This is a genomic window from Bradyrhizobium sp. IC4059 (assembly GCF_020193615.1).
Taxonomy (GTDB): Bacteria; Pseudomonadota; Alphaproteobacteria; order Rhizobiales; family Xanthobacteraceae; genus Bradyrhizobium; species Bradyrhizobium yuanmingense.
Window position 1 is genome coordinate 1 of the sequence record NZ_JADYVH010000020.1, and the last position, 21,291, is coordinate 21,291.

19 protein-coding genes are annotated in these 21,291 nt (G+C 64.8%); 14 read left to right on the top strand and 5 right to left on the bottom strand.

The features are described from left to right. The 5 genes from I6F12_RS35365 to I6F12_RS35385 all read left to right on the top strand — a co-directional run. Positions 1 to 308 (top strand): cupin domain-containing protein (locus tag I6F12_RS35365; protein ID WP_225158398.1); only part of this gene is annotated, 308 nt, incomplete at its 5' end. A gap of 182 nt (positions 309 to 490) precedes the next feature. Beyond that, the gene (locus I6F12_RS35370) at positions 491 to 1,495 is read left to right on the top strand and encodes a Gfo/Idh/MocA family oxidoreductase (RefSeq protein WP_225158399.1); all 1,005 of its coding nucleotides are present in this window, start codon (positions 491 to 493) and stop codon (positions 1,493 to 1,495) included. Between the two features lie 38 nt (positions 1,496 to 1,533). After that, a complete protein-coding gene (locus I6F12_RS35375) occupies positions 1,534 to 2,685 on the top strand; it encodes a DegT/DnrJ/EryC1/StrS family aminotransferase (RefSeq protein WP_225158422.1) in 1,152 nt (383 codons plus the stop codon). A 214-nt stretch (positions 2,686 to 2,899) separates the two neighbouring features. After that, on the top strand, positions 2,900 to 4,426 hold the full coding sequence (gene murJ / locus I6F12_RS35380) for a murein biosynthesis integral membrane protein MurJ (protein ID WP_225158400.1): 1,527 nt from the start codon (positions 2,900 to 2,902) through the stop codon (positions 4,424 to 4,426). Between the two features lie 256 nt (positions 4,427 to 4,682). Then, complete coding sequence (locus I6F12_RS35385; RefSeq protein ID WP_225158401.1) at positions 4,683 to 5,078, top strand: DUF1127 domain-containing protein; 396 nt, start codon at positions 4,683 to 4,685, stop codon at positions 5,076 to 5,078. A 14-nt stretch (positions 5,079 to 5,092) separates the two neighbouring features. Here the strand turns inward: I6F12_RS35385 and I6F12_RS35390 are convergent, their stop codons facing one another. After that, on the bottom strand, positions 5,093 to 5,557 hold the full coding sequence (locus I6F12_RS35390) for a hypothetical protein (protein WP_225158402.1): 465 nt from the start codon (positions 5,555 to 5,557) through the stop codon (positions 5,093 to 5,095). A gap of 267 nt (positions 5,558 to 5,824) precedes the next feature. On the opposite strand from I6F12_RS35390, the gene I6F12_RS35395 reads away from it, so the two are divergent. The 4 genes from I6F12_RS35395 to I6F12_RS35410 all read left to right on the top strand — a co-directional run bounded on the left by I6F12_RS35395 (position 5,825) and on the right by I6F12_RS35410 (position 10,693). Next, on the top strand, positions 5,825 to 6,106 hold the full coding sequence (locus tag I6F12_RS35395; RefSeq protein ID WP_036015526.1) for a hypothetical protein: 282 nt from the start codon (positions 5,825 to 5,827) through the stop codon (positions 6,104 to 6,106). 183 nt (positions 6,107 to 6,289) lie between these two features. Then, positions 6,290 to 8,599 (top strand): xanthine dehydrogenase family protein molybdopterin-binding subunit, encoded by a 2,310-nt coding sequence (locus I6F12_RS35400; RefSeq protein WP_225114174.1) that lies wholly within the window; start codon positions 6,290 to 6,292, stop codon positions 8,597 to 8,599. Positions 8,600 to 8,729: 130 nt separating this feature from the next. Then, on the top strand, positions 8,730 to 9,179 hold the full coding sequence (locus tag I6F12_RS35405) for a cytochrome c (RefSeq protein WP_109143141.1): 450 nt from the start codon (positions 8,730 to 8,732) through the stop codon (positions 9,177 to 9,179). Between the two features lie 230 nt (positions 9,180 to 9,409). Beyond that, positions 9,410 to 10,693 (top strand): cystathionine gamma-synthase family protein, encoded by a 1,284-nt coding sequence (locus I6F12_RS35410; protein WP_225158403.1) that lies wholly within the window; start codon positions 9,410 to 9,412, stop codon positions 10,691 to 10,693. 212 nt (positions 10,694 to 10,905) lie between these two features. On the opposite strand, the gene I6F12_RS35415 is transcribed toward I6F12_RS35410, so the two are convergent. After that, complete coding sequence (locus I6F12_RS35415; RefSeq protein ID WP_036015536.1) at positions 10,906 to 11,325, bottom strand: CHRD domain-containing protein; 420 nt, start codon at positions 11,323 to 11,325, stop codon at positions 10,906 to 10,908. 147 nt (positions 11,326 to 11,472) lie between these two features. On the opposite strand from I6F12_RS35415, the gene I6F12_RS35420 reads away from it, so the two are divergent. Next, a complete protein-coding gene (locus I6F12_RS35420; RefSeq protein WP_225158404.1) occupies positions 11,473 to 12,396 on the top strand; it encodes a cytochrome c in 924 nt (307 codons plus the stop codon). Between the two features lie 137 nt (positions 12,397 to 12,533). Here the strand turns inward: I6F12_RS35420 and I6F12_RS35425 are convergent, their stop codons facing one another. Both I6F12_RS35425 and I6F12_RS35430 read right to left on the bottom strand, forming a co-directional pair. Beyond that, positions 12,534 to 12,779: an Lrp/AsnC family transcriptional regulator gene (locus I6F12_RS35425; RefSeq protein ID WP_018642903.1), complete on the bottom strand. Its 246-nt coding sequence runs from the start codon at positions 12,777 to 12,779 to the stop codon at positions 12,534 to 12,536. 102 nt (positions 12,780 to 12,881) lie between these two features. After that, a complete protein-coding gene (locus tag I6F12_RS35430) occupies positions 12,882 to 14,825 on the bottom strand; it encodes a PAS domain-containing sensor histidine kinase (protein ID WP_225158405.1) in 1,944 nt (647 codons plus the stop codon). Between the two features lie 356 nt (positions 14,826 to 15,181). Here I6F12_RS35430 and thiD point away from each other — a divergent pair, with 356 nt between their 5' ends. The 4 genes from thiD (at position 15,182) to I6F12_RS35450 (ending at position 19,238) form a co-directional block, all read left to right on the top strand. Beyond that, positions 15,182 to 15,982, top strand: a complete 801-nt coding sequence (gene thiD, locus I6F12_RS35435; protein WP_225158406.1) for a bifunctional hydroxymethylpyrimidine kinase/phosphomethylpyrimidine kinase — start codon at positions 15,182 to 15,184, stop codon at positions 15,980 to 15,982. Positions 15,983 to 16,321: 339 nt separating this feature from the next. Next, a complete protein-coding gene (locus I6F12_RS35440) occupies positions 16,322 to 17,134 on the top strand; it encodes a UDP-2,3-diacylglucosamine diphosphatase (protein WP_128264429.1) in 813 nt (270 codons plus the stop codon). Positions 17,135 to 17,147: 13 nt separating this feature from the next. Beyond that, a complete protein-coding gene (locus I6F12_RS35445; RefSeq protein WP_225158407.1) occupies positions 17,148 to 18,191 on the top strand; it encodes a glycosyltransferase family 1 protein in 1,044 nt (347 codons plus the stop codon). A gap of 63 nt (positions 18,192 to 18,254) precedes the next feature. After that, a complete protein-coding gene (locus tag I6F12_RS35450; protein ID WP_109143149.1) occupies positions 18,255 to 19,238 on the top strand; it encodes a threonine/serine dehydratase in 984 nt (327 codons plus the stop codon). 187 nt (positions 19,239 to 19,425) lie between these two features. On the opposite strand, the gene I6F12_RS35455 is transcribed toward I6F12_RS35450, so the two are convergent. Further along, the gene (locus I6F12_RS35455) at positions 19,426 to 21,237 is read right to left on the bottom strand and encodes a caspase family protein (RefSeq protein ID WP_225158408.1); all 1,812 of its coding nucleotides are present in this window, start codon (positions 21,235 to 21,237) and stop codon (positions 19,426 to 19,428) included. Positions 21,238 to 21,291: the final 54 nt, after the last annotated feature.

Below are 21,291 nucleotides of genomic sequence, written 5' to 3' on the forward strand. Positions count from 1 at the left end.
AATCCGTCGACAATGGCGAGCGCCACCAGGTCAAGCGCATCGTGGTGAAGCCGGGCGGGCGGCTGTCGCTGCAGAAGCACCATCATCGTGCCGAGCACTGGATCGTGGTCCGCGGCACGGCGCAGGTGACCGTCAACGAGACGGTGAAGACGGTGCATGAGAACGAGTCGATCTACATCCCGATGGGCGCCGTCCACCGGATGGAGAATCCCGGCAAGATCCAGCTGGAGCTGATCGAGGTCCAGACTGGAAGCTATCTGGGGGAAGACGACATCATCCGGATTGAAGACGACTATCAAAGGTCGTAACCAGCAAACTCCGAATCACGCGACCCGGGCCGAGAAGCGGTATCCTTTTCGGCCTAAGGCCCGGGGAACGTGTAACTTTTTGAATCAAATCGTGTCCGGCCCGCCAGGGCGGCATTCGCCACAAATGTGGCGTCCGTGCTAGAAGCGGCCCGGGGATTTGCGTTGAATCGGGGTTTGCTCAGATGACTTCCAGGGGATCTGCACCGGCACAGGCCGGCTTGCGCGTCGGTGTCATTGGCGCCGGGGTGATGGGCAGCAACCATGCGCGCGTGCTCAGCGGCCTGCCCGGCGTCAGCCTCGTCGGCGTCGTCGATCCCTCGCCGGCACATCGTGCGCGGGCCACGGAGCTCGCCAATTGCGAAAGCTTCGAGACGCTTGACCAGCTGTTCGCCGAAGGCGTCGATGCCGTCACCATCGCGGCACCGACCCATCTGCATCACGAGGTCGCGCTCGCATGCATCGCCAAGAACATCCATGTGCTGGTCGAAAAGCCGATCGCATCCACGGTGGAAGAGGGCCGCGAGATCGTCGCCGCCGCGCACAAGGCGGGCGTCACGCTGATGATCGGCCATGTCGAGCGCTTCAATCCGGCGGTCGCCGCGGTTAAGCAGGCGATCGCGGGCGAGGACATTCTCTCCATCGCGATCACCCGCGTCGGCCCGTTCCCGCCGCGCATGTCCAATGTCGGCGTCGTCATCGACCTTGCCGTGCACGACATCGATTTGATCCGCTGGTTCACCGAATCCGACATCGTCGAGGTGCAGCCGCAATTGTCGAGCGCGGTCGCCGAGCGCGAGGACATCGCGCTCTTGCAGTTCCGCACCGAGAGCGGCGTGCTCGCCCACATCAACACCAACTGGCTGACGCCGTTCAAGGCGCGCAGCGTCACGGTCGCAACGCGCGGCAAATACGTGATGGGCGATCTCTTGACGCGCCAAGTCACCGAATGCTTCGGCTTCAAGCCGGACGGCAGCTACTCGATGCGGCATCTGCCGGTCGGCCATGACGAGCCGCTTCGCGCCGAGCTGATCGCGTTCCTCAAGGCGGTGCGCAACGGCGAGACGCCGGCAGTGACGGGCGACGAGGGCGTCGCCAGCCTCGAGATCGCCACGCAATGCCTGGAGAGGCCCTCGCGTCCTGCGGCGACGTCACCCGCGCGCAAGGGGCCGCGCCGCGTCGCCGGCTGATCCCTTCCATGTCGACCGCTCAAACGTCACAAGGCGTCATGAACCAGCACTTGCGTTCCGAACCCATTCCCTTCATCGACGTCGCCTCGCAGCGCCGCCGGCTCGGCGCCTCGCTCGATGCCGCCGTGAAGCGCGTGATGGACCATTGCCAGTTCGTCAACGGGCCGGAGGTCTTCGAGCTCGAGAAGCAGCTTGCGGCCTACTCAGGCGCCAAGCACGTGATCGGCTGCGCCAGCGGCACCGACGCCATCCTGATGGTGATGATGGCCAGGAATGTCGGGCCCGGCGATGCCGTGCTGTGTCCGTCCTTCACCTTCATCGCGACCGCTTCGCCGGTGGCGCGGACCGGTGCGACGCCGGTCTATGTCGACGTCGACGAGACCACCTTCAACATGAGCCCGGAATCGCTCAAGCGCGGCATCGCCACCGCCCGCAAGGCCGGTCTCAAGCCCGTCGCGGTGATTCCGGTCGATTTGTTCGGCCAGCCCGCCGATCACGACGCCATCGCCGAGATCGCCAGGGCCGAAGGCCTGTTCGTGCTCGACGACGCCGCGCAAGGCTTTGGCGCGAGCTACAAGGGCCGCAAGCTCGGCACCTTCGGCCACGCCACTGCGACCAGCTTCTTCCCGGCAAAGCCGCTCGGCTGCTTCGGCGACGGCGGCGCCATCTTCACCGATGACGACGAGCTCGCCGCCACCTTGCGCAGCATCCGCGTGCACGGGCAGGGCGTCGACAAATACGACAACGTCCGCCTCGGCCTCACCGGCCGGCTCGACACCATGCAGGCCGCGGTCCTGATCGAGAAGCTGAAGATCTTCGATGACGAGATCGCCGCCCGCAACAGGGTCGCGGAGCGCTATGCGCGCGGCCTGTCCAACGTGGTCACCGTGCCGCGCATCGCGCCGGGCAATACCTCAGTCTGGGCGCAGTACACCATTCGTCTTCCCAAGGGCATCGACCGCGACGGCTTCGCTGCCGCGCTAAAAGCCCAGGGCGTGCCGACCGCGATCTATTACGGCAAGTCGATGCACCAGCAGACCGCCTACAAGCAGTATCCCGTTGCCGAGGGCGGATTGCCGGGTTGCGAGAGCCTGTCGCAGGACGTCATCAGCCTGCCGATGCATGCCTATTTGACCGAGGCCGATCAGGAGCGAATCATCGCCGGCGTCCGCGGCGCGCTGGCGGGCTGAGTTCTTCCCTCTCCCCTTGCGGGAGAGGTTGGCTTCGCGAAGCGAAGCCGGGTGAGGGGCCTCTCTCCGTACGGCATGCGCTGAGAGATACCCCTCACCCGATTGAGTCTGTATCTGCCTGCGGTGCTGCCCTCTCCCGCAAGGGGAGAGGGCGCAGTAATGCGCATCGCAAGATGCATCGACCTCCGTCCGATAAGTCTCTACAACAATCCGCATGCTCGGACGCATCTTCACGGTCGGTGGTTACACGCTGCTGTCGCGGCTGACGGGGTTTGCCCGCGACATCATGCTCGCGGCAATCCTCGGCGCCGGTCCGGTGGCGGATGCCTTTTTCGTGGCGCTGCGGCTGCCCAACCATTTCCGCGCGATCTTCGCCGAGGGCGCCTTCAATGCCGCCTGGGTGCCGGCCTATGCGCATGTCCATGGCGAGAAGGGGGAGGCGGCGGCAAAGCTATTCGCCGACCGCATCTTCACGCTGCTCCTGGCCTCGCAGGTGATGCTGCTGATCGCCGCCTGGCTGTTCATGCCCCAGGCCATGAGCATCCTGGCGCCGGGCTTCTCCGAGGATGCCGAGCAGCGCAAGCTCGCGATCGAGCTGACCCGGATCACCTTTCCCTATCTGCTCTTGATCACGCTGGTGACGCTCTATGGCGGCATGCTCAACGTGATGCAGCGCTTTGCCAGCGCCGCGGCCGCCTCGATCTTCCTCAACGTCGCCATGATGATGACGCTGGCGGTTGCCGTCTGGTTTCCGACCGCGGGCCATGCCGCGGCCTGGGGCGTGCTGATCTCCGGCTTCCTGCAATATTTCCTGCTCGCAGGCGATCTCGCCCGCCATGGCGGCCTGCCGCGCTTTGCGCCGCTCAAGCTCGACGAAGATGTCCGCGGCTTCTTCAAGGCACTGGGGCCGGCAACATTGGGCTCGATGGGCACGCAGGTGGCGCTGTTCGCCGACACCATCATCGCGACCTTCCTGCCCGCCGGCGCGTTGTCCGCGCTCTATTACGCCGACCGGCTCAACCAGCTCCCGATCGGCGTCATCGGCATCGCCATCGGCACGGTGCTGCTGCCGGAGATGTCGCGGCGGATCACCGCAAACGACCACGACGGCGCACTGAGCGCGCAGCGCCGTGCCTTCGATTTCACGCTGCTGTTCTCGATCCCGTTCGTCGCGGCCTTCCTCACCGTGCCCGATGCGATCATGCGCGCACTGTTCGCCCGCGGTGCGTTCTCCAAGGCCGATGCCGCCGCCGCCGGTGCGACGCTCGCGGCCTATGCCATCGGCCTCATCCCGTTCGTGCTGATCCGCAGTGCGGTCGCGACCTTCTATGCCCGCAAGGACACTGCAACGCCGGTCCGCGCGTCGCTGACCGGCATCGCGGTCAATGTCGCGCTGAAGGTCGCCTTGATGGGATCACTCGCCCAGATCGGCCTCGCGCTGGCGACCGCCGTCGGCGTCTGGACCAATCTCTTGCTGGTGCTGTTCTTCGCCGTGCGGCGCGGCTTTCTCGTGCTCGACCGCGCCTGGCTGCTGTCGCTCGCCAAGTTCTTGCTAAGCGGCCTCATCCTCGCCGCCGCGTTCTGGCTGATTGCGCACTTCAGCAGCCCTTGGCTGGGCGCGATGCACTTCCGGGATGAATTGATACTGATCCTGCTCGCCGTCGGCGGCACGATCGTCTACGCGCTCGCGATCCTCGTATTGTTCGGACGCAAGTGGCTGGTCTCGCTGGTGCGGGGTTAGAGAGCACGGCATTCGCCTCCAAGCTGCAGCCAACATCGGCACATCTCTTGATTTTGCGCGATTGCGGTGGTAGGAGTCGCTCATGATCAAATGCTCGCGCAAAGTCTCCCGCAATCACATCACCCGCTTCGGCTGGGCGGTGGGAGGAGTCGTGCGCTAGGATTTCGACGACATCTTTTCCACCAGGCCCCGCCGGCATCGGACGGGGCCTTTTGTTTGGCCACGCTCCCTGCCGGCTCAACAGCAGGAGCGTCCGATGCCACCACAACTGACCAGCATTTCAACCGAGGCCGAGCACGATGCGGCGGTGCTTCGCCTCGACCAATCCATTGCGCTCGCGAAGCAGGCCATGGACGAGGTTCTGGCGGCAGCGGCTCGTCTCAACGTGTCCGTTGAAACGCCGGGCCAAGCCTTGTCGGGGAGAGAAGCTGCCGCAGCCGCGCCGGCGCAAAGTCTCCTGGGCCTGCTCAAGCGATATTGGTCTGCTTTTGGGACGTGGCGCCTGCACCCGCGGGTCAGTTTGATGGATCTGAGCGACAGGGAGCTGACCGACATCGGCCTGACGCGCGCCGAGATCAACTATCTCGCACCTGGGCGGGCGATCGATGCGCTCAGAGATAGTACGAGGTATCTGTTGAGCCGCGGGATGTGAGTAATCGACGATCCTCACGCTGGCATATGACCTGACGCGCGCGGGTTGAACTCGGCAAGGTCTGGCTCAATCCAGCCGTGCCGCGCCTCCCGCGAGAACAGCGCTTCGCGGCTCCAGAAACGCAACAGTACATCCTTTTCGGTTGCCGGGGACGCAAGCACCGCGTTGCAGGCGGCGACAATGTCGCGGCGGCCGACCTCCGCAAGAATTCCTTCGATGATCATCAAGAAAGCCATCGTAATCGTGTGGTGATAGCCACGCACATCGTCGTTCACGCCGCCAGCGGCAACATTGTAGGCGCGGATCATCTCGGGGAGTTCGACCCGCCAGTCCCGAGCCGGATCAGTGGCGAGCAAGTAGCTCGTCACGATCAGATGTTCACGATGGCTGAAACGTGCCCCCGGAAGTGTATGCGCGAGGAAGCCCTCGCTCAGTTCGGTGACCTCTGCAGCATCCGTGCAGCTACGTCTGTTGCTCATGGCGGCGTCCTATGTTACCTTGGTACCAAGGTAACATTCTAGAACGGGAAAGGCAAATTGGGATCGGTCAACTCGGCCGCCCAGGCTCTGTCTGTGTGACAACAATCGTTCCGCGATCAGACCGTCGACCCCGCAGGCGTCCGAACGAATCCAAGATTCACCTGGTCTCTGAGGACGTGAGTTGCAGGGCTGGAGACCGATGCCCGAGCAAGTCCGGCAATGGCATGATGCGACTAAACCCCCGCCTTCCGATCGAGGTCACACATTATGAACTCAGAAGCTCACAAACATTCAGTCCAACGCGTACAGACGGGAGTTCGGATCGAGAAGCGCATTCTCAAGGTCGCGAAGGGCCTCGCCGAATACCTGGATATGAGCCTCGGTGATTTGCTGGAGGGCGTTCTCCTGCATTCGTTCGAAGGCAAGACTCCGTTCGAGCCTGCGACGCTGCAACGCATTTCGACGCTGAAAGATTTGTACGGGCTGACGCTCACGGCCTCCGATGCTCATCAGCTATTTGAAGCTCGTGGTGAGCACGAGAACAGCTAAGTGGGAGCGCTTGGCTCTCGCCGTCAACGTCACACGATCACGCTGGGACCTTGCCGAGCATTCCAGTGAGGCACGCGTGGCGCGATTGAACCTGCGACCCCTGCGCCCGCCTAAACCCGTTTGCGTTGCCAGTTTTTCCACGGCAATATGCCCACAAAACAACCATGAGAACGGGAAGATAAAATGGCGGCTCCCATCAAGTTCGGCGTTGGCCAAAGCGTGCTGCGCAAGGAGGATGATGCGCTCATCCGCGGCAAGGGCCGCTATACCGACGATTACGCGCCGCAGGCCGCGCTCCGCTGCCTGGTGCTGCGCTCGCCGCATGCGCATGCCAAATACACCGTCGATGCGACCCGCGCCCGCGGCCTGCCGGGCGTTGCGCTGATCCTGACGGCCGACGACGTCGGGGATCTCGGCAATCTGCCCTGCCTGTTCAACCTCGAGACCGATCCGTTCACCGGCCCGCCTTACCCGATCCTGGCCAAGGACGAGGTGCGCCATGTCGGCGACGCCATCGCCTTCGTGGTCGCCGAGACCATCGACCAGGCTCGCGACGCGATCGAGGCGATCGAGGTCAAATGGTCGCCGCTGCCCGCGGTGACCGGCGTCGTCAACGCCGTGAAGAAAGGCGCAGCCTTGGTCTGGCCGGACAAGCCGGGCAACGTGCTGTTCGACGTCTCGATCGGCGACAAAGCGGCGACGGAAGCTGCCTTCGCGAAAGCGCATGCCGTCGCCGAGATCTCCATCGTCAATCCGCGCGTGGTTGCAAGCTTCTTGGAGACCCGCGCTGCCGTCTGCGAATACGATTCCAAGCGCGACCATCTGACGCTAACGGTCGGCAGCCAGGGCAGCCACCGTCTGCGCGACATCCTCTGCCAGAACGTGCTCAACATCCCCACCGACAAGATGCGGGTGATCTGCCCCGACGTCGGCGGCGGGTTCGGCACAAAACTGTTTCCGTATCGGGAATATGCCCTGATGGCCGTCGCTGCGCGCAAACTGAAGAAGGCGGTGAAGTGGGCGGCCGACCGCTCCGAGCATTTCATGGGCGATGCGCAGGGCCGCGACAACGTCACCACTGCCAAGATGGCGCTGGCTGAAGACGGCAAGTTCCTCGCGATGGATTGCGACCTCATGGGCGACATGGGCGCGTATCTGTCGACCTTCGGGCCCTACATCCCGCATGGCGGCGCCGGCATGCTGCCCGGCCTCTACGACATCCAGGCCTTCCATTGCCGGGTGCGCACGATCTTCACCCACAGCGTGCCGGTCGACGCCTATCGCGGCGCGGGCCGGCCCGAAGCCGCCTATGTCATCGAGCGCCTCGTCGATGCCTGCGCGCGAAAGCTCGACATGACGCCGGATGCCATCCGCCGCAAGAATTTCATCCCTCCGAAGGCGCTGCCCTACAAGACCGCGACCGGCAAGGTCTACGATTCCGGCGACTTCGCCGCGCACCTGAAGCGCGCGATGGAGATCGCGGAATGGAAGGAATTCCCCAAGCGCGCCAAGGCGGCCAAGAAGGGCGGCCTGATCCGCGGCATCGGGCTTGCGAGCTATGTCGAGATTTGCGGCGTGATGGGTGAAGAGACGGCCAACGTCCGCCTCGATGCCAATGGCGACGTCACCGTGCTGATCGGCACGCAATCGAGCGGGCAGGGCCATCAGACCGCCTATGCGCAGATCGTCGCCGAACAGTTCGGCGTGGCGCCCGAGCGCGTGCATGTTCGCCAGGGCGACACAGACGAGATCGCGACCGGCCTCGGCACCGGCGGCTCGGCCTCGATCCCCTCCGGCGGCGTCAGCGTCGAGCGCGCCACGCGCGAGCTCGGTTCGAGGCTGAAGGAGATCGCGGCACAGGCGCTGGAAGCCAGCGCGGGCGACCTCGAAATCTCCGAAGGCGTGGTGCGGATCGCCGGCACCGACCGCTCGATCTCGTTTGCCGACCTGGCCAAGCGGCCCGGCGTCGATCCATCGAAGCTGAACGGTAGCGCGACCTTTGCCAGCGCCGACGGCACTTATCCCAACGGCACCCATGTTGCGGAGGTCGAGATCGATCCGGCGACCGGCATCATCAAAATCGTCAACTACGTGATCGTCGACGATTTCGGCAAGACGCTCAATCCGCTGCTCTTGGCCGGCCAGGTGCATGGCGGCGCCATGCAGGGCATCGGCCAGGCCTTGATGGAGCAGGTGGTGTATGGACCGACCGACGGCCAGCTCATCACCGCGACCTTCATGGACTATGCGCTGCCGCGCGCGGCGGACGGGCCGGCCTTCGTGTTCGAGACCCACAACGTGCCCTGCAAGACCAATCCGATGGGCGTGAAGGGGGCCGGCGAGGCCGGCGCGATCGGCTCCTGTCCGGCCGTGGTCAACGCCATCGTCGATGCGCTCTGGCGCGAGTACAAGATCGACCACATCGACATGCCGGCAACGCCCGAGCGGGTGTGGGTTGCGATCAGCGAGCATCACCGCCGTCACAGCTTGTGAAGCCGCGCTCCCCCGCGCGCACGGGAATAAACGCGCCGCGCGGGGTTCTACCTATGATGGGTCCCGGCTTCACCAGAAGCCGGTGACAGTCTCATTCCCCGAACGTCTCGAGAGCCGGAGAAACGAACCAATGAAACGGACGATGATTGTCGCGGGCGCCCTCGTGCTGGGCGCGGGCGCCGTCATGGCGCAACAGGAGATTGCCGTCCAGCAGGACAATCTGATGCGAGCGATCGCCAAGAATCAGTATGGCGTGCTTCAGAAGATGAGCAAGGGCGATATTCCCTTCGACAAGAAGGCTGCCGATGAGGCCATCGCCAGCATCGAGGCCGATGTTGCCAAGATCGCCAAGACCTTCGAGATCAATCCCAAGCAGGATGTCGTCAACGCGACCTACGGCTCGTCGCCGAAGGTCTGGCAGAACAAGGCCGATTTCGATGCCAAGATCCCGCCGGTGCAGAAGGCGATCGCCGACGTCAAAGGCAAGATCACCAATGTCGCGGGCCTGAAGGCGGCCTACACGGCGATCAACGACCGCTGCAATGATTGTCACGAAACCTATCGCGTGAAATTGAAATAGCGGGCGCAGTTAACGGGCTACCAAGGACTTCGGAAAGGGCGGTTGCGAAAGCAACCGCCTTTTTCTTGACCGCGGCCCGCAGGAACTTCCGTCCGCAAGGCCTGACGGATTGCCGCGAGAGCGGCTATCCTTGCGCCAACGGCCGTGCGCTCACACGAGTCTCCTCCCGGCATCCTCACGTCGGGATTCCCAGCGCGCGGCGAGCACCTCGATCAACAGCGAGACAGGCCATGGCAAAACCATTCCCCTCCAAGACCCATATCGGCAATCATATGCTGCATCCGGAAACCCTGATGCTGACCTATGGCTATGATCCGCAATTGTCCGAGGGCGCCATCAAGCCGCCGGTGTTCCTGACCTCCACCTTCGTGTTCAAGACCGCCGAGGATGGCCAGGACTTCTTCGACTACGTCGCCGGACGGCGCGAGCCGCCGGAAGGCATGGGCGCCGGCCTGGTCTATTCGCGCTTCAATCATCCCAATAGCGAGATCGTCGAGGACAGGCTCGCGATCTACGAGCGCACGGAGAGTTGCGCGCTGTTCTCGTCCGGCATGGCGGCCATCGCAACCACGATTCTGGCCTTTGTTCGCCCGGGCGATGTCATCCTGCACTCGCAGCCGCTCTATGGCGGGACGGAGACGCTGCTGACGAACACGCTCGCGCGCCTGTCGATCGACGCCGTCGGCTTTGCCGACGGCATCGACGAGACGGCGGTCAAGCAGGCCTCGGAGGAGGCCATGGGCAAGGGGCGGGTTTCGATGATCCTGATCGAGACGCCGGCCAATCCGACCAACGGCCTCGTCGACATCGCAATGATCCGCCGCATCGCCGTTTCCATCGGCAGGGCCCAGGGACACACGCCGGTCATCGCCTGCGACAACACGCTGCTCGGGCCGGTGTTTCAGCGGCCGATCGAGCACGGCGCGGATCTGTCGCTGTATTCGCTGACAAAGTATGTCGGCGGTCATTCCGACCTGATCGCGGGCGCCGCGCTCGGATCGAAGGCGATCATGAAAGGCATCAAGGCGCTGCGCGGCGCCATCGGCACCCAGCTCGATCCGCATTCGTGCTGGATGATCAATCGCTCGCTCGAGACGCTCAGCCTGCGGATGGAGAAGGCCGATGCGAATGCGCGGCTCGTGGCAGACTTCCTGCGCGACCATCCGAAGGTCGCCAGGGTGCACTACCTCGGTCACCACGAGCAGGGCTCGCTGTCCGGCCGTGTGTTCGCGCGGCAATGCCTGGGCGCGGGCTCGACGTTCTCGTTCGACATCGTCGGCGGCAAGGAGGCGGCGGTGAAATTCCTCAACGCGCTGCAGATCCTCAAGCTGGCGGTGAGCCTTGGCGGCACGGAATCGCTCGCAAGCCTGCCGGCGACGATGACCCATTCCGGCGTTCCCGCCGACATCCGCCAAAAGATCGGCGTGCTCGATTCCACGATCCGGCTGTCGATCGGCATCGAGAACCCGTCGGACCTGATCGCCGACCTCGCGCAGGCGCTGAACGCGGCTTGAGCACGGTCAGAGTCGTAGCGTCGTAGCCCGGATGGGGCGCAGCGAAATCCGGGGACCCGTCCGCAACGCGCAGGGCTCCCGGATTGCACCAACGGGCGGCGCTTCGCGCCGACCGTTGGCTCCATCCGGGCTACGAAGTTGCTTGGAATCGAAAAGGCCGGACGCTCCCTCCTTGCGTCCGGCCTTTCCGCGACGAAGCCCGCGTTTTCGCTTTACTTCGTCACCTGACCGCGGATCTCGCCGGCCGGGTTCGCCGCGGTATGGATGTTGATGTAGTACTTGCCGCCGAGCAGATCGGCGGCCTGCGCGTCGGTGAGCGTGGCTTCGCCCTTGACCGGGCTCGAGGCTGCATTCGGGATCGGGACCGCGACGCCGGCGTTCTTGCCGGCTTCGGCAGGCCCGTGGAAATGCGCGGCGGTGGCGGGGCCCGAGAGGCCGGAATAGGTGACGGTCCAGGACAGCTTCTTGCTGGCAGCGTCGTAGTCCAGATCGGCCGTTCCGGTCGCGCTGCTGGTGTTGGCGGGGACTTCGGATTTGCCGTCCAGCGTCGCCTTCAGTTTCTCCGCGCTGGCCGGGGCGGCGAACGCAACGGCGGCTCCGAGTACCAGTGTGGCAAAAACGGCTTTGGTCATGGCTTTCTCCTGTTGACGCCTGATTGCTTTTCAAACAGTGCGTCATGCGGTTTATTCCGGCATTACATCCGGGCCGTCTAAAATATTCGTGGTTGGATCGAGCGCGGCATGACCCTTAAGTTCGCGCGTTCACGATGGAATGATCGAATGTTGCGACGAACGCTCTTTGCCGCCCTGATCGCCGTCGCCGCGGCGTTCGCACTCTATTGGTGGTTGACCGCCCCGGCCGTGCTGGCCTTGCCGGCGCCGACACGCAACCCCGATCTCGCCAACGGGCAGGAGCTGTTCAACGCCGGCGGCTGCTCGTCCTGTCATGCCACCCCCAATCAGCCCGATCGCCTGCGGCTCGGCGGCGGGCTGGCGCTGGGCTCGCCGTTCGGGACGTTCTACGTCCCCAATATTTCCCCCGATCCCGCCTACGGGATCGGCCGCTGGAGCGAGGCCGATTTCGTCAACGCCGTGATGCGCGGCATCTCGCCCACGGGCACGCACTATTTCCCCGCCTTTCCCTACACGTCCTATCATCTGGCCAGTGTCGACGACGTCCGCGATCTCTTTGCCTATCTGAAGACGCTTCCGTCGGTGTCCGGCACAGTGGGTGACCACGCGCTGCCGTTTCCGTTCAACATCCGCCGCAATGTCGGCATCTGGAAGCTGCTGTTCATGGACACCGCGCCGTTCGTCGCGGACGCCGCGCGCTCGCCGCAATGGAATCGCGGAGCCTATCTCGTGAACGCTTTCGGCCATTGCGCCGAATGCCACAGCCCGCGCAATGCGCTCGGCGGCATCATCGCCAGCCAGCGCTTTGCCGGTGGGCCCAATCCCGAAGGGGAGGGCTGGGTGCCCAACATCACGCAGCAGGGCATCGGCAACTGGAGCGAGAAGGATATCGCGGATTTTCTCGAGACCGGCGACCTGCCCGAGGGCGACAGCGCTTCGGGCGCGATGCGGGCGGTGATCAAGAATCTGGCGCAACTTACCGCGGAAGACCGCGCCGCGATGGCCGCCTATCTGAAGTCGCTGCCGCCGGTGCAGGGACCGACACCGCCCAAGCGCAAGGAGGGCGGCTAGCGCTGCCGGCGCTTCGGCCGTTGTTTTGCGCGTGATCTAAAGCGCGATGAGATTGGGATGAATCATCATCGCGCTTTAGGTTGTTGTTTACGCATGATCTTTCCGGAAAACCGCTTCGCACTTTTCCGGATCATGCTTTAGCCGGTGCCGAACGCCTTGAAGGTGATGATGGTGAGAGTGTCCTGGATGCCCGGCAGCACCTGCACCTTCTCATTCACGAAGTGGCCGATGTCGGTATCCTTGTCGACGTAGAACTTCACCAGGAGGTCGTATTGGCCGGCCGTGGAGTAGATCTCGGAGGCGATCTCGGCTTCGGCAAGCGCATTGGCCACCGTATAGGACTGGCCGAGCTTGCACTTGATCTGAACGAAAAAAGGAACCATCGCGGGCACTCCGAAAGCGTATTCTTCCGGCTAATAGGCCAAAACCGGCTGGATTTAGCAAGCGAACTTGCTGGATCATCCGAGGTGCATTCGGGCGCGATGCTAGGATGGGACCACTGCGGCGGCCAATGCATCCCTCAGGCGCTGGGCGAGCTCGACCTTGCGGTAGGGCTTGGTCAGCACGACCGCTCGCGCCTGCGCGCGGCCCTGCTCGACCAGGGTCTCCAGCGCGTAGCCCGAGGTGAACAGGACCGGCACGCCGGGACGCACCCGCCGCGCCTGATCGGCGAGCTCCCAGCCGCTCATTCCGCCGGGCATCACGATATCGGTGAACAGCAAGTCGATGCCGGGATCGCCCTGCAGCTGCTGCAAGGCATCCTTGCCGTTGACCGCGGCGACGACGCGATATCCGAGCGCTTCCACCCTGCGAATGACGGAGGAGCGGACGAACGGATCGTCCTCGACGATCAGGACCGTCTCGTAGCCTCGCGGCGCCGTGTCCTCGCCGTCGGGAAGATCGGCTTGCGACCTACCGGTGCTCGCGCGCGGCAGGTAGATCCTGGCCGTGGTCCCAAGGCCAGCCTCGCTGTAGATCGAGACATGGCCGCCTGATTGCTTGGCAAAGCCATAGACCATGCTGAGGCCGAGGCCCGAGCCCTTGCCGACCTCCTTGGTGGTGAAGAACGGCTCGAACGCGCGTGCGGCGACCTCCGGCGTCATGCCTTCGCCGTCATCGGTAACCGCGATCAGGACGTAGCTGCCGGGTGCGACCTCCCGGTGAACGGCACCGTCATCATCCTCGATCGTGATCAGCTCCGTGGCCAGCGTGAGGTGGCCTCCCGATGGCATGGCATCCTGCGCGTTGAGCGCGACATTGAGCACGGCGGATTCGAGCTGCGCGCGGTCGGCAAAGGCCAGGATCGTGCCGGGCCCGGAGGTCGTCCTGATCTCGATGTCTTCGCGCAAGGTGCGCTTGAGCAGCTTGAACATGGAATCGAGCAGGCTCCGGCAATCGATCGTCTGAGGCCGCAGCAATTGGCGGCGGCTGAAGGCGAGCAGGCGCTGCGTCAGCTCGGCACCCCGTTCGCCCGATTGGCAGATGTCGTCGGCAAAGCGCCCGAGGTCGGGCCTCGCCTTGAGCTGCTCGCTCAGGTGCTCGGCATTGCCGATGATGACGGTCAGCAGATTGTTGAAGTCGTGCGCGATGCCGCCGGAGAGCTGACCGACCGTCTCCATCTTCTGCGCCTGCTGAAGCTGCTGCTCGGTCAGCTTGCGCGCGGTGAGGTCGTGGACGATGCCGACGAAGATCAATTCGCCGTCCTGCCGCGCCCGGCCGACCGACAGCTCCATCGGAAACGTCGTGCCGTCCTTGCGCAGGCCGACGGCCTCGCCGCCGGTCGCGAAATGCCGCGCCTGGCGCTCGGATGCTGCATCCGCCTCGGGCATCAGCATGCCGACATTGCGGTTCATCACCTCGTCGGCACGGTAGCCGAACAGGCGCTCGCAGGCCGGATTGAACAGCAGGATGCGGTCCTGCGCATCGAGCAGGATGACGCCGTCGACCGCGGTCTCGACGATCGCGGTGAGGCGCGCCACGCTCTCGCGCATCGCGCGCTGGGCGTCGCGGACCTGCTGCAGCAGCAGCGTGGCGTCGCGGCTCTTGATTTCCTCCTCCTCGAGCGCGGCCTGGACCTGTCGCAGCTCGAACGGCGAGGGGATCGTGAGGATCTTCGGCAGCAGCGGCCAGAGCGCGGCGGCGGTGAAGACCGACGCGACCGCCGTGGCGGCCTTGAGCATGCCCTCGATGCCGTAGATCGGAACCCAGAGCGTATAGATCGACAGCACGTGGGTCAGGCCGCACGCCATGATGAAGATCGCGAACGCCCAGTAGACCCAGCCGAACTTGAGGTCGCGCCGCTTGGTGACGAGGATGGCGAGGGCGAACGGGATCGAGAAATAGGCGGCGGCAATGCTGGCGTCGGAAACGACGTGAAGCCAGATCAGCTCAGGCTCCCACAACAGGCAGATGCCGTGCGGGGACAGCATGGACGAGTCGAGGAGACGTTCGAAGAAGGCCCACATCGTTCCACCCCAAGGAGTCTTGTTCAGGTGGCTTGCGGGGCCGGCGGCCCGCAACATGGGGGCGCTGGACGGTTCCACCACCTGACGTCTCGCGTAACCGGCGAAGCACGCTAAGGTACGCGACTATAGCAAGGGTCCGGCGCCGTTGCATTTTCAAGCCCGCATCATTTCGGGCCTTGGTTCGCGCTGTGTCCGACTGATTCGCAAGGCACGCAATCGGTTCGCGAATCACGCCTGGCGGCGGCCCGGCGCGCTTGCTGACGCTCCACGGTCGCGCTACGAGTGGCCATGGCGGCCTCCTCAAGCACATGTCTCCCGCGATGACGACCCCGGTCGCACTCACCATCGCCGGTTCCGATTCGAGCGGCGGCGCCGGCATCCAGGCGGACCTGAAGACCTTTGCCGCGCTCGGCGTCTATGGCGCCTCCGTGATCACGGCGCTGACGGCGCAGAACACGCGCGGCGTGACCGGCATTCACGGGGTGCCGGCCGGGTTCGTCACCGAGCAGATCGACGCGGTGTTCTCCGACCTCGACATCGGTGCGGTGAAGATCGGCATGGTGGCCCAGGCCGCCAGCATCGATGCCATCGCGGCCGCGCTTTCGCGCTGGGCGCCGCGGCATGTCGTGCTCGATCCCGTCATGGTGGCGACCTCCGGCGACCGCCTGCTCGCCACTGAAGCCGTCGACGCCCTGCGCACCAGGCTGATGCCGCTGGCTGCCGTGATCACGCCGAACCTGCCGGAAGCTGCGGCCCTGCTCGATGCACCGGTGGCGGCGAGCGAGGCCGAGATCGAAAGCCAGGGACGCCGCCTGCTGGCGCTGGGCTGCCGCGCCGTCCTGATCAAGGGCGGGCACGGGGAGGGCGCCGAGAGCACCGACTATCTCGTCACTGCCGAGACCGCGATCGCGCTCGCCGCGCCGCGTGTGGCCACCCGTAACACCCATGGCACCGGCTGCTCGCTGTCCTCCGCCATCGCGGCCGGGCTGGCCAGGGGCGAGGACCTCGAGGCCGCCGTGCGCAACGCCAAGGCCTGGATCAGCGCCGCGATCGCCGCCGCCGACCGCTTCAGCGTCGGCCACGGCCACGGGCCGATCCATCATTTCCACAAGTTCTACTGAGGCGGGCACCTGAACGCGCGCCCCATCCTTCGAGACGACCGCTTCCAGCGGTCTCCTCAGGATGAGGCTAAGCAGCACTGTGCCCGTTGAAGCTAGGGCCGCACACTCGGTCCTCATCCTGAGGGCCTGCCAAGGGCGGGCGTCTCGAAGGATGTGCCGCGGGGAGGTTTGCCTCAGAGAAGAGCGGGGGCTTGCGCCCATGCGGCGCCATGTCGCCTGATTGTCGCATGCGACTGATATTCGCGGGGAGGGCGAGGCAAGGCGTGATTCGTATTTGAAGGTGCCTCAAGGGTTCAATCGGTCATCCCCCTGTCACGGGACATTGTTACAGGCTGGCGCATGGGAAGTTACGATGTGAGTGACGAGAGCCCGGAGCGGCGCTTTCGCACGTTATTCATCTCCGACGTCCATCTCGGGGCCCGCGGTTCACAAGCCGATCTTCTGCTCGACTTCCTGCGCTACCATGATGCCGATACGATCTATCTCGTCGGCGACATCGTCGACGGCTGGGCGCTGAAATCGAGCTGGCACTGGCCGCAATCGCATAACGACCTCGTCCAGAAGCTTTTGCGCAAGGCGCGCAAGGGCGCCAAGGTCATCTACATTCCTGGCAATCACGACGAGTTCCTGCGCAACTATTACGGCACGCATTTCGGCGGCATCGACGTGGTCGAGAACACGGTTCACACCGGCGCCGACGGCAAGCGCTATCTCGTCATTCACGGCGACATCTTCGATCTCGTGGTGCAGAACGCGCGCTGGCTCGCCCATCTCGGCGACAAGGCCTATGACTTCGCGATCCAGATGAACCGCCTGGTCAACTTCTTCCGCCGCCTGTTCGGCGTGCCCTATTGGTCGCTGTCGCAATGGGCCAAGCAGAAGGTCAAGAACGCCGTCAACTATATCGGCGCGTTCGAGCAGGCGCTCGCCGCCGAGGCGCGGCGTCACCAGGCCGACGGCGTGATCTGCGGCCACATCCACTACGCCGTGATCCGCGACGAGGGCGGCATCCGCTACATGAATTGCGGCGACTGGGTGGAGAGCTGCACCGCCCTGGTCGAGCATGACGACGGTCACTTCGAGATCATCACCTGGGCGGATCAGTTGCGGAAGCCGGAGCAGGTGCCACAGGTCGCAGCCAGAGCTGCATAACAAGGACCTCTTGATGCGCATCCTGGTCGCGACCGACGCCTGGCACCCGCAAGTCAACGGTGTGGTTCGGACGCTGACCAAGCTGGCTGAGGCCGCAAAAGGGCTCGGGGTCGAGTTCACGTTCCTGACGCCGCAATCGTTCCGCACCTTCGCGATGCCGAGCTATCGCGACGTGCGCCTCGCCATGCCGCGCCCGGCCCGGATCGCAAGGCTGATCGAGGAGGCGCGTCCCGACAGCATCCACATCGCGACCGAAGGGCCGATCGGCCTGATGGTCCGCCGCTATTGCCGCCAGCGCAAGCTGCCGTTCACGACCAGCTTCCATACCCGCTTTCCCGAATATGTCCGCGCCCGCGTGCCAGTGCCGGGCTCGCTGATCTGGCGGGCGCTGCGGCGCTTCCACAGCGCCAGTCGCGCCGTGATGGCGGCGACGCCGGCGCTCGCGCGCGAACTGACCGAGCGCGGCTTCGACAATGTCGTGCTGTGGCCGCGCGGCGTGGACACCACGTTGTTCCACCCGCGCGTCATCGATCTCTGCCTGCCGGCACCCGTGTTCCTGTCGGTCGGCCGCGTCGCAGTCGAGAAGAATCTCGAGGCGTTCCTCGACCTCGACCTACCCGGCACCAAGGTGGTCGTCGGCGACGGCCCGGCGCGCGCCTCGCTGGAAGAGGTCTACCCCGATGCGATCTTCCTCGGCGAGAAGCACGGCGAGGAACTGGCGGATATCTACGCGGCCGCCGACGTGTTCGTGTTCCCGAGCAAGACCGACACTTTCGGCCTGGTCCTGCTGGAGGCGCTCGCGAGCGGCCTGCCGGTCGCGGCCTTCCCCGTGAAGGGTCCCCGCGACGTGATTGGCGATGCGCCGGTCGGCGCGCTCGATCACGATCTGCGCAATGCCTGCTTCGCCGCGCTCGATATCTCCCGGCAGGACTGCGTCGCGTTCGCCGCCAATTACACCTGGGAGGCCTCTGCAACGGTCTTTATCGACAGCATTTTGGCGGTCGGGGCGGTGCTGCCCGGTCGGAACGCCGCGGAACAGCCGCGTTTCGTGGCTTGAGGCAAGAATTCCTCTCGCGGAGATGTCTTGCCCGGGCCTGATCGGCCGCGATAACATTCCGCCATGACCGAACAGGCCCTTCCGGTCGGCCCTGCCGACATCGATGCCGCAGCGCGCGTGATCGCGCCTTACGCCATCCGCACCCCGCTGTTGTCCTTCCCCGTGCTCAACGAGCGCGTCGGTGCGAAAGTGTTCCTGAAGCCGGAGATGCTTCAGCGCACCGGCTCGTTCAAGTTCCGCGGTGCGTTCAACAAGGTGTTCTCGATCCCGCAGGACAAGCGCGCCGGCGGCGTCGTCGCGTTCTCCTCCGGCAACCACGCCCAAGGCGTGGCGGCGGCGGCAAAGATCCTCGACATGCAGGCCACCATCGTGATGCCAGCGGACGCCCCGCTGTCGAAGCGCGAGCGCACCAAATCCTACGGCGCCGAGGTCGTGCTGTACGACCGCGACAAGGACGACCGCGAGGCGATCTCGCGCGGCATCGCCGAGAAGCGCGGCGCGACGCTGGTCAAACCCTACGACGATCCGTTCGTGATCGCAGGGCAGGGCACCGCCGGCCGCGAGATCGCCGAGGACATGGCAACGCTCGGCCTCGGCCCCGACATCGTGGTGGCGCCGGCCTCCGGCGGCGGCTTGATCGCGGGTGTCGCGACCGCCGTGAAGGCGCGCTATCCGCAAGCCGAGATCGTGGTCGCCGAGCCCGAGGCCTTCGACGATCACGGCATTTCACTCAGCGCAGGCCATCGCGAGCCGCATCCGCCGGCCGGCCGCACCATCTGCGATGCGCTGATGGCCCTGATGCCGGGCGAGATGACGTTTGCGATCAACAGCAAGCTCTTGGCGCGCGGCGTCACGGCGTCGGACAAGGAAGTCGGCGCGGCGGTCGCCTTTGCCTATCGCGAGCTGAAGCTGGTGGTGGAGCCCGGCGGCGCGGTGGGGCTTGCTGCGCTACTCGCGGGCCGCCTTGATGTGGCCGGCAAGAACGTCGTCATCGTGCTGTCAGGCGGCAATGTCGATGCGGATCTGTTCGCGGAGCTGGTGGCCTGATCGTCATTCCGGGGCTCGCGCAGCGAGAGCTATGATGGGCAATTGCGCATCTGAGAATCCATGACCACGATCGGGAGTATGGATTCCGGGCCTGCGCCTTACGGCGCATCCCGGAATGACCAAGAACAGACATGAAGAAGGGGCAGAGCGTTTCCGCTCTGCCCCTTTGTCGTCTCGCTCGCCGCAATCAGTGCGTGAAGCCGCCGCGACGGTTGCCGCCATTGTTCATGCTCGGCGCTTGGTTCATCGACTGCCGGAAGTTGTTGTTGCTGCTGACCATGCGGCTCGGCATCGTGTTGATCTGCGGGCGGGTGTTCTGCACGTTGGTCTGCACCTGCACCTTATTCACCGGGTTATTGTTGAGCTTGACGATGCCGGTGTTGCCGTTGTTGAGCCGGATCGGGCGGTTCGGAGTCTGCACGTTGACCGGCTTCGACTCGATGTTCGGGCCACCCTTGCCGACATTCACCGGCATGGTCACGATCTTGCCCGGCTTGACGGTGCCGCCATTCGGCATGGTGCTGGTCGCAGGCAGGGTCACGATCTTGCCGATGCCGGCCTTGCCGTTGACCGTGTTGGTCGGCGCAGGCAGCGTGACGATCTTGCTCGGGGTCTGCGGCGGCGGGCCGTTCTGCGGGTTCGGCTGGTTGTTGCCCGCAGGCAGGGTGACGATCTGTCCGCCATTGCCGAGCTTGCCGACGACATTGCCGTCGAGCGGCTTCTGCACGACCGGCAGATTGCCGTTCACCTGCGCGCCATTGCCCTGCTGCATCAGCGGCATGTATTTGGGCTGGCCGAGATTGCCGATCTTGATCGTCGGAGCAATGGTCTGCGGCGCCAGGAACTTGGTCGCCTGCATCAGGGGGATCTGCTTCGGCTGCACCTGCAGCTTCAGCGCGACCTGCGCATAGGGACTGTTGCCGTAGCTGTCATAGAAGCTCTTGTAGGCGAGCGGCGAGTTGGCGAGCACCGCCTTGTGCCAGGCCTGCGAGATCAGGATGTTGTTGAGCAGCCAGCGGATGTGGTCGCACAGCGGGTCGTGCGGGTACATCCGGATGAACTCCTGATAGTACTCCGGACGGCCCTCGGACACGACGTAGTCATAGGCCTGGCGGGTGGAGCGGCTCGGCAAATTGGAGGCCATCTGCACGACCGGCGCTTTCACCGGCGCGCGGTTGGCGGCAACGGCGGTGTCACCGAAGAAGGTGAAGTCGCTCGTCAATGACGAGCTCTCCCACGGAATCTGCGCGCCGCTGGTGGTCTGGTTGACCTGCAGGCGCACGCGCTTGAACAGCTGCTCGATCGGCACGTTGGGCTCGCGCGCGACGTTCAGGAACGCCTGTGTGTACGGGCTGTGGCCATTGGTGCCGTCGAGCGCCTCGGCACCTGGCGCGGTCGAGTAGCCGACGATCGAGCCGTTCGGCGCATCGACGATTGCCAAGCCTCGGCCGGCGTCGTTGATTTCAGGGAAAGGGTTGTTGCGGCAGGCATCGAGGATGACGATGCGCATGCGGCTCGGGATCGTCTCCAGCGTCGACATCACGTCGACGAGGCGCAGCGAATTGTTGACCAGCTCGGTCGGGCTGGAAACCTTGGCGTCGACCGGAACGAGATAGTTCTCGCCGGCGAGCTGCACGCCGTGACCGGCGTAATAGACCATCGCCACCGTGTTCGGACCGCGCGAGGCGACCTTGGCGGAGAAGTCCTGGACGACGCGGAGCATGTCGTTCTGGGTCAAGTCGGTCGCGGCGACCACTTCGAACCCGGCGGAGTTCAGGAACTGCGCCATCGACTGGGCGTCATCGTCGGGATTCGCAAGCTGCGGCGCGTTCTGGTAGTTCGCATTGCCGATCACCAGCGCCACCCGCTGCTCCGGGCCTTGCAGGGCGGTGGGGGCAGGCTGAACCGGGGCGACTTGCGCGGAAACGGGCCCGCAGGCGAAGCCGAACAGGCTTCCCAGCAGGCTCGCCGTCATGAAAAAGGGCTTTAGGCGGAACATGGCGTGCTCCTTTGGCACTCATCTCGATGCGAGATTGGTTGCGCGCAAGCTTGG